The 13,092-nt window shown below is 36.4% G+C and carries 16 protein-coding genes; 12 read left to right on the plus strand and 4 right to left on the minus strand.

Annotated elements, in window-relative coordinates:
- Nucleotides 1–46: 46 nt before the first annotated feature.
- Nucleotides 47–583 carry a hypothetical protein gene (locus ACFOWA_RS19860; protein WP_378988682.1) on the minus strand — a complete coding sequence of 179 codons (537 nt, stop codon included), beginning with the start codon at nucleotides 581–583 and terminating at the stop codon, nucleotides 47–49.
- A gap of 7 nt (nucleotides 584–590) precedes the next feature.
- Nucleotides 591–1,586 carry an alpha/beta hydrolase gene (locus ACFOWA_RS19865; protein ID WP_378988684.1) on the minus strand — a complete coding sequence of 332 codons (996 nt, stop codon included), beginning with the start codon at nucleotides 1,584–1,586 and terminating at the stop codon, nucleotides 591–593.
- Nucleotides 1,587–1,658: 72 nt separating this feature from the next.
- Here ACFOWA_RS19865 and ACFOWA_RS19870 point away from each other — a divergent pair, with 72 nt between their 5' ends.
- A complete protein-coding gene (locus ACFOWA_RS19870; RefSeq protein WP_378988686.1) occupies nucleotides 1,659–2,630 on the plus strand; it encodes a polyprenyl synthetase family protein in 972 nt (323 codons plus the stop codon).
- On the plus strand, nucleotides 2,630–3,685 hold the full coding sequence (locus ACFOWA_RS19875; protein ID WP_378988688.1) for a TerC family protein: 1,056 nt from the start codon (nucleotides 2,630–2,632) through the stop codon (nucleotides 3,683–3,685). The genes ACFOWA_RS19870 and ACFOWA_RS19875 overlap by 1 nt, the downstream gene beginning before the upstream one ends.
- A 96-nt stretch (nucleotides 3,686–3,781) precedes the next feature.
- Here the strand turns inward: ACFOWA_RS19875 and ACFOWA_RS19880 are convergent, their stop codons facing one another.
- Nucleotides 3,782–3,937 (minus strand): hypothetical protein, encoded by a 156-nt coding sequence (locus ACFOWA_RS19880; protein WP_378988690.1) that lies wholly within the window; start codon nucleotides 3,935–3,937, stop codon nucleotides 3,782–3,784.
- Here ACFOWA_RS19880 and ACFOWA_RS19885 point away from each other — a divergent pair.
- Complete coding sequence (locus ACFOWA_RS19885) at nucleotides 3,936–5,384, plus strand: M20/M25/M40 family metallo-hydrolase (RefSeq protein ID WP_378988692.1); 1,449 nt, start codon at nucleotides 3,936–3,938, stop codon at nucleotides 5,382–5,384. The genes ACFOWA_RS19880 and ACFOWA_RS19885 overlap by 2 nt on opposite strands.
- A 139-nt stretch (nucleotides 5,385–5,523) precedes the next feature.
- Here the strand turns inward: ACFOWA_RS19885 and ACFOWA_RS19890 are convergent, their stop codons facing one another.
- Nucleotides 5,524–5,952: a CBS domain-containing protein gene (locus ACFOWA_RS19890; protein WP_378988694.1), complete on the minus strand. Its 429-nt coding sequence runs from the start codon at nucleotides 5,950–5,952 to the stop codon at nucleotides 5,524–5,526.
- Between the two features lie 514 nt (nucleotides 5,953–6,466).
- Between ACFOWA_RS19890 and ACFOWA_RS19895 the strand changes: the two genes are divergently transcribed.
- The 9 genes from ACFOWA_RS19895 to ACFOWA_RS19935 all read left to right on the plus strand — a co-directional run bounded on the left by ACFOWA_RS19895 (nucleotide 6,467) and on the right by ACFOWA_RS19935 (nucleotide 13,087).
- On the plus strand, nucleotides 6,467–7,774 hold the full coding sequence (locus ACFOWA_RS19895; RefSeq protein WP_378988696.1) for a tyrosine-type recombinase/integrase: 1,308 nt from the start codon (nucleotides 6,467–6,469) through the stop codon (nucleotides 7,772–7,774).
- A 306-nt stretch (nucleotides 7,775–8,080) separates the two neighbouring features.
- Nucleotides 8,081–8,467 carry a helix-turn-helix domain-containing protein gene (locus tag ACFOWA_RS19900; RefSeq protein ID WP_378988698.1) on the plus strand — a complete coding sequence of 129 codons (387 nt, stop codon included), beginning with the start codon at nucleotides 8,081–8,083 and terminating at the stop codon, nucleotides 8,465–8,467.
- Nucleotides 8,467–8,760 (plus strand): helix-turn-helix domain-containing protein, encoded by a 294-nt coding sequence (locus tag ACFOWA_RS19905; RefSeq protein WP_378988700.1) that lies wholly within the window; start codon nucleotides 8,467–8,469, stop codon nucleotides 8,758–8,760. The genes ACFOWA_RS19900 and ACFOWA_RS19905 overlap by 1 nt, the downstream gene beginning before the upstream one ends.
- A gap of 5 nt (nucleotides 8,761–8,765) precedes the next feature.
- On the plus strand, nucleotides 8,766–9,071 hold the full coding sequence (locus ACFOWA_RS19910; RefSeq protein ID WP_378988702.1) for a hypothetical protein: 306 nt from the start codon (nucleotides 8,766–8,768) through the stop codon (nucleotides 9,069–9,071).
- Nucleotides 9,058–10,311, plus strand: coding sequence for a hypothetical protein (locus ACFOWA_RS19915; RefSeq protein ID WP_378988704.1), 1,254 nt, complete (start codon nucleotides 9,058–9,060; stop codon nucleotides 10,309–10,311). The genes ACFOWA_RS19910 and ACFOWA_RS19915 overlap by 14 nt, the downstream gene beginning before the upstream one ends.
- Before the next feature lie 107 nt (nucleotides 10,312–10,418).
- Nucleotides 10,419–11,780, plus strand: a complete 1,362-nt coding sequence (locus ACFOWA_RS19920; protein ID WP_378988705.1) for a DUF6965 family protein — start codon at nucleotides 10,419–10,421, stop codon at nucleotides 11,778–11,780.
- 3 nt (nucleotides 11,781–11,783) lie between these two features.
- The gene (locus tag ACFOWA_RS19925; RefSeq protein ID WP_378988707.1) at nucleotides 11,784–12,128 is read left to right on the plus strand and encodes a hypothetical protein; all 345 of its coding nucleotides are present in this window, start codon (nucleotides 11,784–11,786) and stop codon (nucleotides 12,126–12,128) included.
- Between the two features lie 156 nt (nucleotides 12,129–12,284).
- The gene (locus tag ACFOWA_RS19930) at nucleotides 12,285–12,866 is read left to right on the plus strand and encodes a hypothetical protein (RefSeq protein WP_378988709.1); all 582 of its coding nucleotides are present in this window, start codon (nucleotides 12,285–12,287) and stop codon (nucleotides 12,864–12,866) included.
- A gap of 2 nt (nucleotides 12,867–12,868) precedes the next feature.
- Nucleotides 12,869–13,087: a hypothetical protein gene (locus ACFOWA_RS19935; RefSeq protein WP_378988711.1), complete on the plus strand. Its 219-nt coding sequence runs from the start codon at nucleotides 12,869–12,871 to the stop codon at nucleotides 13,085–13,087.
- The last annotated feature ends 5 nt before the right edge of the window (nucleotides 13,088–13,092 follow it).

Genomic DNA, 13,092 nt, shown 5'->3' on the forward strand with positions numbered 1-13,092 from the left:
AGCGGAAATATTAAGCAGAAGGAAATATTTCATGAAAGGGATTAAATTAAAATAATTTTGCCTGCCCCCATTTATATCCCAATCTAATCATTAATGAAGCAGCAATTAATTGAGTCAAAATTATTAGAATTGAAAGTATTTTAAAAGGTTCAAATTTTCCGACCGACTTGCTATTTTTTGCTTCTAAAGGTGGGTGAACGGTCCATCCATTATCTAAAGATTCGCCAGATGAAGCTTGGGAAAATTTTTCAAATGATGCAAATGTGGCAACTATATTAATCAAGTGTGAAAGGCACATCAACAAAATAAATCCTAAAAATAACGTAATGAGATTTTGAAATTTTCGTCGATATGAATGTTTACCTTCTTTAATCAGATAAATGGTGAAACTGATTACTATAAAAAAAATGAATATTATGGGCGAAGATTGGGTCACAAAATAGGTATCGTGTAGGTTGATATCAATACTGTTCTGAAAAATTTGTAGCCCAAATATTAAAGTGCATAATAGAAGTGTAATAACAGCAGCCAATAATAGCCATGAGATTTCAATTAATAATAATTTTAATTTAGATGAAAGCATGATAAAGTTATTTCATCGGTATTTTAAGTGTATTTCCCATAAAACTTTCAATTGCTTTTTCTACGCTTGGTAAATCTTTAGATGTAATGTAAGAACCTAAAACATGGTTTCCCGCATTTGGTAGCGCAATTTTTTTCTTCAACTCTGGGTCGGTTCCGAGTTCACTAAACATTTTCAGCATAGCACCTACACGCACCACGGGGTCTTGTTCTAATTCATTTTTATAATAATAGAGCATTAAAACAGGTTGCTTTACTTTTTCAAATACAGTTTTTGTCATGGTGCTTTCAATAAATTCTTGCAATTGCACTAAAGATTCTAGCCTGTAATTGGTGTACCAATATTTCTTGTATTCGTCACTTCTGGCATCCAAAACCCTTCGTTCGTCGCCACCAACAACTTTTCTGGCAATTTGCAATCCCCATGGGTCATTTAATAGCCAAGCATTTTTATCATTTATGGCAACATTAGGTGATAACAGAATCAGGCTATTGATTTCCGGATAAACAGAAGCAAGTTTCAAAGCAACCGTTCCACCTGTAGATGTGCCAACTAATATCACTTTTTTACCTAGTTTCTTTCCAATAGCAAGTGCTTCTTTACTGGTTTCCCAAAGCCGTTCGGCTGTAAAATAATGCATTGGTGCAATGGTATCAATACCATGGTCGGCAAGGCGTGGCAGATATAAATTTGCCTTTAACTTTCTGGCTAAATTAATATGAACCGGGTTTCCTTCCATTTTTGAAGCAGAAAAACCATGTAAATAAACCACGGCGTATTCGGTTTGGCTATGACCTGAATCTGCCCATACAATTTCTGATGCGTTACCTAGTTTTAAATCAAATTTACTTTCTATTGTTTTAACATAACCATCAAGTTCTTTAATATCCGGCACTTTGATAGGCTCTTCATTATAAACAGGCTTTTTTGGCTTCGGACCAGCAAAATAGGTTCCGATTATTATAACAGATAAGCCAAGCAGAATTTTATAGCGTTTTTTCAATGCAATGTTTTTATTAAATGTAAACTTTTATAGGAAATTAACCTAAGTTTGCAATCAAAATTTTTCGACTTAATGCCGGGAATCGAACAGATAAAAAAACCTATAGCAGCAGACATTAAAGCGTTTGAAAAAACCTTTAAAGATTCTATGCACAGCGATGCACCATTGCTAGATAGGATTACGCATTATATTGTAAAGCAAAAAGGAAAGCAAATGCGACCTATGTTCGTGTTTTTTGCTGCTAAACTTTGCGGTGGAATTACCGAATCTACACATCGTGGTGCTGCCTTGGTAGAACTTTTACACACGGCAACTCTAGTGCATGATGATGTAGTGGATAATGCTTACGAACGCCGCGGTTTTTTTTCTATCAATGCTTTATGGAAAAATAAAATAGCCGTTTTGGTAGGCGATTATTTACTTGCAAAAGGTTTATTGTTATCGGTAAACAATAATGAACATCGTTTGTTACAGATTGTGTCTGAAGCAGTAAAGCAAATGAGCGAAGGCGAATTATTGCAAATAGAAAAGGTTCGAAAGATGGATATTTCTGAAGATTTGTACTTCGATGTTATCCGCCAGAAAACGGCTTCCTTAATTGCTTCTTGTTGTGCTGCGGGTGCTGCATCAGCAGGTGCTGATGATGCAACAATTGAAAAAATGCGCCTTTTTGGCGAAAAGGTTGGTATTGCTTTTCAGATAAAAGATGATACGTTTGATTTTGGAACAGATGATGTTGGGAAACCCTTGGGTATCGATATTAAAGAAAAAAAGGTAACGCTACCATTAATTTATGCGCTGAATAAGGCAGAAAAATCTGAACGAAAAAGGATCATCAACTTGGTTAAAAACCATCAGGATGAACCTGCAAAAATTCAGCAAATTATAGATTTTGTTAACGCAAAGGAAGGTGTTTTTTATGCAAATCAAAAAATGCAGGAATACCAGAAGGAAGCATTTGATATTTTACACCAATTTGAAGCAGGCGAAGCAAGAACAGGTTTAGAACAACTTGTTTTATACACCACCGAACGTAAAAAATAATGAGCAACGAGTTACTTTTCAGCATAGGTTTTCTTTTATTTATTGTGCTAATTCTGGCCTTAGATTTAGGTCTTTTTAGCAAAAAAGAGCATGTTGTTAGTTTAAAACAAGCTGGTGTAATGAGCTTGATAATGGTTGGCTTTGCTATCGGCTTCTATTTTATTTTAATTACCGAAGGTCATTTATTGCATGGTATTAAAGATTTCGCACACCTCAAAGAAATTGTTGTAAAACACCAGCATCACATAAGCCTAATTCCCAGCAGCTTTGAACAAAGTTTATCCATTTACAAGCAAAACCTAGGTTTAGAATTTTTAACCGGTTATGTTATAGAATATGCTTTATCGGTTGATAATATTTTCGTTATTGTATTGATATTTTCTGCCTTTGCTGTAGAAGAGAAATACTATCATAGAGTATTGTTTTGGGGTATTTTAGGTGCAATTATTATGCGTTTCATCTTCATTTTTGTTGGAGCAGCGCTAATAACCAAATTTGCCTGGATTTTGTATGTATTCGGTGCATTCCTTGTTTTTACTGGTGTAAAAATGTTTTTAAGTAAAGATGAGGATGATAAAATCGACCCGGAAAACCATCCCGTGGTTAAATGGGCATCTAAAATTTTCGCTATTCATCCAAAATACGAGGGTAAAAACTTTTTCGTAAAAATTAATGCGAAGCGAATGGTTACGCCGCTATTCATTGTTTTATTAATTGTAGAATTTACAGATTTGTTATTTGCTGTAGATTCTATCCCGGCTATTTTTGCAGTAACTAAAGACCCATATATCGTATTTTTCTCGAACATATTTGCAATAATGGGCTTGCGCTCTATGTTTTTCTTACTGGTAAATATCATCCATAAATTTCATTACCTAAAAACCGGTTTGGCCTTTCTATTAACCTTTATCGGTATTAAAATGCTTGCCCATACCTACCTAGAGAAATGGGGTTTTACAACAGAGCATTCTTTAATCGTTATTTTAAGCATTTTGGTAATTAGTGTGGTTGCATCATTAATTTTTCCAAAGAAGAAAGTTCATAAGGCAATATAATTTGTGTCAGGCCACTGATTTTTCTAAGTTGTTTTTCTGAAAAGCAAAACCTGTGTTTCATTTTATCGTTCGTCCTGCTTTACGTTGTACTCCATTTCATTTCGTGTTCACTTCAGTCAGGTTTAGACCAATCTTTCCTTCAATTTTTTTAACGGTTGCAAAATGCCAAAGCAAAATATACGTTACAGCACTTACTCTCGTGTAATATTTTGTATTTTCATCGCATAAATCAGCAACCAAACTTCTATTCATGAAATACTTTTTCGCATCTGCATTACTTTGCACATCTTTTTTTGTTCAAGCTCAAGATAACTTCGGCGATGTTTTTAATAAAATCAATACCGATGTACAACAAAATTCTAAAGCTTACGAAACACTTAAATATGAAACTGAAACCATCGGCCACCGTTTAACAGGTTCGGCAAATGGGGCAAAGGCAGAACAGTATGCTTATGATTTATTAAAATCGTATGGTTGCGATGTTAAATTTCAGCCTTTTGAAGTGGAAAGTTGGGCTAGAAAAACCATTAATGTAGAAATCGGTGCAGATAAAAGTACACTCGCTAAAGTCAAAGCTGTTACTTTGGCACACTCACCTGTGCAATCAGATATAACTGGTGATATTGTAGATGCTGGGAATGGTTTAGAGGCAGATTACCAATCAAATCCTGATAAGTTCAAGGGAAAAATCGCATTAATTTATTTAGGTGTTTTACCAGGCTCGCCTGCCGGAACAAAATCGCTACATCGTTCAGAAAAAACAGCTATTGCAACAAAATATGGTGCTACTGGTGTAATTATAATCAATACAGTAAGAGATGGTGTTTTGTTAACTGGTACGGCTTCGGTTACTGGTAAGTTAATACCTATTCCCGCAGTTTGCATTGGTTTAGAAGATGGGATGGCATTAAAAGAAAAGCTAAAGACACAAAACCAATTAGCGCACATCAACATGACTAATTTTTCGGGTTTAATTAAAGCTAGAAACGTAATTGCTACTTTCAAAGGAGCAGAATTACCAAACGATAAAATTGTTGTTGGTGGGCATTTAGATAGCTGGGATTTAGCTACTGGCGCAATAGATAACGGCATTGGTTCTTTTGCAATTATGGATATGGCCCGTACATTCAAAAAACTAAATTTAAAAACTAAGCGAACAGTCGAGTTTGTTTTGTTTATGGGTGAGGAGCAAGGTTTGTTAGGTTCTAAAGCATATGTAGAACAAGCAAAGAAAGCCGGAAATATTGGTCAGGTTAAATTTATGTTGAACTACGACATGACTAACGACCCAAAGGGATTTTCAACTTCCAGAGCCGAAATGAAAGAGCTATTTACGGCATGGGGCGCAGATATTGTTAAAATTGATACCGGATTTAAAAATATATTTAATGCAGGTGCAGGTTTACATAGCGATCATCAACCCTTTATGCTAGCCGGAATACCTACAGGTGGTGGAGCAGGTGGTAAATTGCCAAACAATTCTGGTCCGTTTTACCACTCAGATGGCGACAGTTTTAAATTAGTTGATGAGCAAGGTTTAAAAAATACAGTTCGATATAGCGCAATGTTAACTTATGCCTTGGCTAATACACCCAAAATACCGGTTGGCGTTCAAAGTGAGGAGGAATTAAAAACCTTTCTTGAAGCTCAAAATTTAAAAGAACCATTAATGATTGCTGGGGAGTGGCGTTGGAAATAGAACTGAAAGATTTATTGACTTTTCCTTCGGCTTGACTCCACAGATTAAGGGATTAGACAGATATTTTGCAATTTTTCGAAGCATTATTGCATGTGATGTGTTTTCCCTAAACCCTAAACCCTAAACCCTAAACCCAAAATTACCCACTAATATAGCTTTCCAATTGAGAAATCGTTTGTTTCTGGTCTGCAATAATATATTTTACTAAATCGCCAATCGAAATCATTCCTTTTACTTCTTCATTTTCAACAATTGGTAAATGGCGGATGTGCTTTTCAGTCATTATTTCCATGCATTTATCTATGGTATCGCTTAGCGTAATTGAAATGAGATTTGGTGTCATTACTTCTTCTATCAGTGTATCTTTAGATGATTTACCTTGAAGAATGATTTTTCGAGCATAATCCCGTTCTGTAAAAATGCCCGAAAGTTTTTCATCATCCATAACAAGAACAGCACTAATGTTCTTATCAGTCATAACTTTTAATGCATCTAAAACAGAGATATTTTTATTTACGGAAATTATGCGGACTTGTTTGGTATCCAGCAGGTGTTTAACTGATTTCATATTTTGTTTATTTGGTTATAACAATTTAGGAAATAAATAACTGGAAATCAACTTTTTATTTTAGTGTAAGGATTGGCATAAAAATACAATTCTGCATTATTTAAACCTGATGGTACGAAAAGCCACCAATCTTTCCTATTGGTGCTTGTTGGGACAGCAGGACTGGAATAACATAAGCAGCACGGTATTGCTTTTCTAAAAATATAAAGGAAGATATTACACCCAAATGTTGTTAATTTATCAGCTATTTTACAATTCACAAACCAGCTTGCGCTGTCATTTATTTGGGTTTCACAAAGCTATGGCGTAACTTTGTATCACATTTAAAAACAATAAATTATGTCATCAGTAGTGATAAACACTCTTATTACAAGCTAATACTGATAGAAACAAAATCCCTTAAAAATCTCATTTAATGGGTTTTATCATTGAAATTAATTACACAATATTACAGAGTAAAACAAAAAGGTGGGCAAGTAGTGGGCAAATGCCGATCTAACGCTTATCTTTGTGTATGGCTACAGCAAGAATAATCTTAGATAAGCGAAGCAAAAAGCAGGACGGAACATTCCCGGTTAAAATACGAGTTGCCCACGTTAAGGCCTTTCAACGATTAGGAACTTCTTTGTCTCTTACCGAGGCTGAATTTATCAAGCTTATGGCTGGTAAAAATCTCAAGGACGAGCAAAAAGAAGATAAAAGAAAACTTGATGCATTGCTTCTAAAAGCTAACGGCATCATTGATAGTTTAGAACCTTTTGATTTTCATACCTTCAATACCAGGTTCTCGCAAAAGGGGGACCGAAGCGATTTGATTTTCCTCCTTAATGATAAAGCTAGTGATTTTGAAAAAGATGAAAAGTATGGTAGCAGGAACCTATACAATCAGGCAGCTGCAATGCTTACCGAGTATATCAACAGAAACAGGACAGAAAAGTCTGGTAAAATCACCAGCTTAATTATATCTACCGTTACTCCCAAGTGGCTTACTGATTTTGAAAAATGGGCATTGAAGGTTACTTATCAAAAAAAGTCTAAAGGCTCTAAAGAGACGACAACAGAACTTAAGTATTCTCGCACAACTTTGGGCATGTACTTAATCAGGGTAAGAGCTATTTTTAATGAAGTGATCAGTCGTAAAGAATTGAGCGCTGCAGCATATCCTTTCCATAAAGCTGATAATAAAGCTGGGTATAAAATTCCTCAAGGCGTTAACAATAAAAGGGCGCTATCAATGCCAGAGATAATGAGCATTTACAATTACGAACCGCAGAACCAAACTGAGTTTTTTGCTAAGGATATGTTTATTTTCAGCTATTTAGCAAGTGGGATCAACTGTATTGACATGTTTAGGCTGAGATGGTTGGACTTGAAGAAAGACCATTTTACTTTTATTCGTAAGAAAACCGAGAATAAAACTGGTGGAACAAACAAAATAACTATCAGTCTAACAGAAGATCTATTGTCAATTATTGAACGACATGGAACGCGCAAATTGAATAACGGGTATATCTTTAACGTCATACCTTTAAATGCTACAGAGAAAGAAATCAAAAGCAAAACGGCTGCGGCAATATCAGCCATCAATCAAGGGCTTAAAAAAATTGCAGTCAAGATTGGTATTACTGAGGAAATTAGTACTTACTATGCGCGCCACAGTTATAGCACAAACTTGATGAATAATGAGGCTCCACTGGCTTTTATTTCTAAGCAGCTTGGCCATAAAGATTTGAAAACAACACAAAATTACCTTGATAGCTTCACGACTGATAAAGCTGCGGAATATCAAAGCAACTTACTGGTCAAAGATCAAACTGGCTAGCATTTAATTTCCTAAAAGCATTCTGTAAGTCTATAAGAAAAAAATAAAGCTAAATTATTTACCACTTGTTAAATTTATTTTTATATTTGCTAAAGTTACTAGTGAAGCTATCCCGAACAATCGGGTTTTTTTTCAGTAAATAATATCATTTTAATGCTACAAATGATATTAACGAAAAAAGCTATCCCATTAACTGATTGATAGGATTAATATAAAGTTAGCGTTGATTATAAAGATGCTTTCAAATCCTGTAAGCGCCATAGAATGGCTACAAAGACATATCACACATAATGCCCTGGCAGATAAATGCACAAACGTGCTTTAGTTGTCAACTATCCCTGTCAGGGTATTGATGGATTATTATTAATTGAAATTAAATCTATTATCGAAATGGATACAACCAGGATTAATCCGCATAGCGCCATTGGTGTTTATGTTGATCGACTAAAAAGAATTGAAAAATATCTCGTTGAGAAATTCAATTTCTCTATTGATGAGATCAATGCTTATGATAACCACCAGCAAAGAATGGGAACGCAGCAAGCTGCGGATTATTTAGGTTGTAACCGTATGATGATTCGCAACTACAGATTGCGAAATACTTTGCCTTGTTACACTGGTAGCAATGGAAGGGTGTACTTCCTTAAAAGCGATATAGATGCTGTATTCACAAAAAAACCAAACAAACTATAATGGACGCACAGATACAAGAATTGGTTACTGAGGTAAAAGAGTTAAAGTCTTTAATCATAAAAGATGCTGCTCCTACGTATTGGAAAGTTGAGAAAGCTGCAGAGTTTTTAAGTATTACCTCTGGCGCGCTGCGGGTGATGGTGACAAGGGGACAAGTGCCGCATATAAAAAGATTGGGCAAGCTTTATTTTCTTCAATCTGATCTTATCGATTGGCTTGAAAGTGGTAGGGTTAACCATGCTAATGCGACACCAGAAGATATATTAATTGTTAAACGCAAAAAAACCGCTTAAATCCTATGAAAGACGTAAACGGTAATTCTGATGGGGATCAGTTCGGTAAAGGTAAGTATAATTACAACAACCAACAAGCAGAGCTTGTGCAGGTAAGAGCATACTTAACTGAGTTTAACGCCTCTGCAACAATGGTTGCTACTGCACTTAATATCTACAGGCCCAATTTAACAAGATACAAACATATGCTTGAGGATGATGGTGTATTATTCGTAACCCACAAAGCACCATGTAAAGAGACTGGTAGAATAGTTTGCTATTTAAGCTGCAATCCGGAACTGAAGAAAGGAGAAGGGGATGATAGAGGTTAGAGAGATACTTAGTGATGTTGCTGCGGGAGAAGCTGCTGAAGCACCTGAGCAAGAGTTTGATGCGCTTGCCGCATTTGGAAAGTCAATTTTAGATCAAAAAAGAGACTATCCACTGCCCCAGCCACTTATGCATTTCGTTCAAAATGGGAAGATATTTCCACATAGAACCAAGAAAAGCTTCAGCCTCCAACAAGGAAAACAAAAAAGCAAAAAAACAACAGAGTTGGCAATGGAGGTAGCCGCCTATATCAATAATTATCCTGTTAACGAAGGCGAGACGATATATTTTGAATGTGTTGAGCCGGGTGTGGTGTTGTTTTTTGATAATGAGCAAGGCGAAAGTTACGCCGCGAGGACTATGAAGTTAATTTTAGCTTTAGCTAATCTCAAAGAGAGTGATAGACTTATCTATTGTGATTTACGTGAATTTCGACCTAAGGAAAGGAAAAAAGTGATTGCAGCTGGCGTAAAATCAACGCCAAATGTGAAATGGGTTATTGTGGACGGTATAGTTGATGTGATGGATGATTTCATGTCTGCTGAGGAAGGGCATTTGGTGATAACCGATTTACTTAAGCTGAGTTCACAACACGATATTCATGTCACTGGTGTTTTACACCAAAACAAAGGTGCTAGCAAAGAGGCTCGTGCACACGTAGGAAGTATCGCAGGGCAGAAATGTGAGATGGAGATAATGGTAGAGCGCGATACAGAAAATAAAAATTTGAGTGTTGTATCAGCAAAAGAAACTAGGGGATTACCATTCGAAGATTTTGCAATAATTTGGGAAGAGGGTGCATTGCCTCGTATCGTTCAAGATTGGTCTGCATCAAACTCTAACAATACTGGATCACTTAGGCAAATGGTCAAAAAACAAAAAGATTGGGAGCCTAATGACTATCCCGTGTACTTCCATCTCATTTTTCTGCATTCAATCTTTGCTCACTATCCAGATGGACTGAGTGCTGGCGATTTCAAAAAGAAGATGATAAAGGCGTGGCCGGTTCTCTATCAAGATCATTTCGATGAAATCGAAGACTATTACACCCGTAGTACCATAAGCGAATATTTTGCCCGAAGTCTGAAAACTTTTTATGAAGATGTCTATACAAAAGAATTTCCGTCTGGAAAAGGAACCTCGAAAGTAATAAAAATTCATAGTGATCATGAAGATAAAAAACTGTTGGTTGACCTAGTTGAAAAGCTCAACCATCTATTTCAACCATCAACCATCGTGTAGATATGAGGTGTGTTGGTGGTTGGTTGAGTCGTCCCCTTATTTATAAGGGGCCAACAACCGTCAACCATCGACCATCACTTGACCAGCAAGTATAAATTAATTAAATAATGACCACTCACAGATACATACTTCAACCATACAAGGGAATGTCCTCTAGACACGTTTGCCCTGAGTGTCGGCAAAAAGGAAAGTTTGCTAGATACATTGATACTGAAAAGAATATCGAGCTCGGCACAAGTGTTGGTAAATGTGAGCGCTCGGACCGCTGCGGATTTCACTACAGACCTAAAAATTTCTTTGCAGATAACGGAATAGTACCAGATCATAATACTGATGTTGCTTCAGTGAGTGTTCCTCAACCTGTAATACCGACCTCTTACATTGATACTAAATTACTTAGCCAGACAATGGCAAATTATGAGCATAACAATTTCATCATCTTCCTTAACACCTTATTTGATAGCCAAACAGTAAGCAATCTCATTGAGAAATTCAAAATTGGCACATCTAAACATTGGCCAGGTTCTACGGTATTTTGGCAAGTAGACATATCTGGCAAAGTGCGCACAGGCAAGATTATGCAATATGATCTCATTACTGGAAAGCGAAATAAAGTTCCATTTGATAGGATACAATGGGTGCATAAGGTAACAAATGCCGTTGATTTTAATTTAAAACAATGCTTATTCGGCGAACATCAATTAGCTAATAATAACCTGCCTATTGCAGTAGTTGAGAGCGAGAAAACAGCAATTATTGCAACCGGATATCTTCCACAATTTACATGGGTTGCATCCGGCAACAAAAACGGATTAAGTATTGATAAGTGCAATGCACTAAAAGCAAACTGTAATGGCAGGGCGGTAATTCTATACCCTGACTTAAATGCATTTAAGGAATGGAACGAAAAAGCCAAACTCTATAATTTCAAAATGTCGGATTTACTGGAAAAGAAAGCCACACCACAAGAAAGAGAAAACGGTCTTGACTTAGCAGATTATCTTATCAGGTTTAAAGTAAGTGATTTTATTACACCAATACCCGCGCCTGCACCGGCATCACCAATACCGCTGCCAGTACCAGAGAAACCAATTGAATTGCCAGTAATTATTGAGGAACCAATTGAGAATACCTTTCAAAATGAATCATTATTTGACTTGGCAAATGCTCAACCTACAAAAGTTACTAATGAAAATCCCATTTATGTTAGCCCTGGATATGCTGATTTTAATAATCCGTCTCCTGCAGCAGACATAGATCAGCCTAAACAAAAGCTTTGGGATATACCATCATTTGAAGGATTGATAATACCACAAACGCTGCGGCTTGATGCAGGTAGCGCTATTAATGATGTAGATGCCTGCATAAGTAGCCACATCGAAATCGTAACAGCCAACAATGGCAAGCGAGCCTGCCGGCCATACTTAACCCGACTTGAAAAAATACATTCACTTATAACTCAAAATTAAATTATGAAAGACTTAAAAAAACTATCACGAGCTGAAATGCTTGAAATGCTGACTAACATCAACGAAATACTAGATAGAGACTACAAGAATGACCAGGGACATGAGCCCGCAGCTCTGCAGGTTGAGGCAATTGGACTTGAGTTTTTTGATGAAGGTATAGATCTGGCAATATTTTATGAGTTTGTTGACTTATCCAAGGTTATCAGTATTTGCACAACCAATGAGCTACTAGATCAGATTCAAAGCAATATCAATCAATATGGTGCGATCTATCAAGCTCAGGAACTAAGACAATTGAAATTACTTATAATCCACCGCAGCAAACATCTCGAAGGCCAACATTTTTAACAAATGAGCACCACAATCATACTCACAATCATAATAACCTTGGCCATAGAATGGTATTACCAACCAAGGATTGATTATACCCGGAACAAAACACTTCTGGTTTGGTACGGAAGGAAAACCAGAAAATGTTTAATAATTAAATAATTGAAAATACGGATGACAAACTTAAAAACAATGACGATTGAGCAATTGCTTGCTAAAATCGGGGAAGCAAGAAATATTGATCGGCTTAAAGATTTAAAGCCGGTAATAGAAGAAGAATTAAGCGTATTGGAAGAATGGGATTTTTCTGGCGAGATTATCTATAAGATGTACGGTTTTGCTATGAGCATTTTAGTAAAAGACCCGAGTTTGATGCAGCATCTGAATTTTAAAGCCGCTGCGGGCGATCAGAAGAAGCCTGTAGCAATATTTGAGATACCAGTGATTTACGGACCAAAAATGAGGCTTAAAAGTCTGGTTGAATTGGTGGAAGAAAATCCAGATTTCATACAGGAACGCATCGATGATAATCATCTAAACTTTTTCGATAATGGTAGGTACTTCTTTGAGAAAGCCAATGTGCCTGCTTTATTGGCTTTCCTTAAGCGTGAGGATATATGGCCACTTATCAAAGATAATGACCTTGTGAAGTCAGTTCGTGCCTTACAGAGATTCGATATTAGCTACCACGACAACAAAACAAGTGAAGCGAAAACTAATGCCCTCAAAGAATTATTCCCTATCGAAACAGCATAATTATGTCAATAACAAAAACTAGGTATTCCGCAGCCAGTATTGCCTCGGTGCCAGATCAGGATTTCAAAACCACAACAATGGATGTACTTAAGCTTGAAATTGCCTGTATTCGGGGGAACAAGTGGTTGACAATTGAAGAGAAACAAGTAAAAATAAAAAAGCTGAAAAATATACTGGCGCCTAATATGCCGGAGCATGTATTTCAAGCACTATTAAGCTAAGAGTT

It is taken from the genome of Pedobacter lithocola (assembly GCF_042650845.1).
GTDB classification, from domain to species: Bacteria; Bacteroidota; Bacteroidia; order Sphingobacteriales; family Sphingobacteriaceae; genus Pedobacter; species Pedobacter lithocola.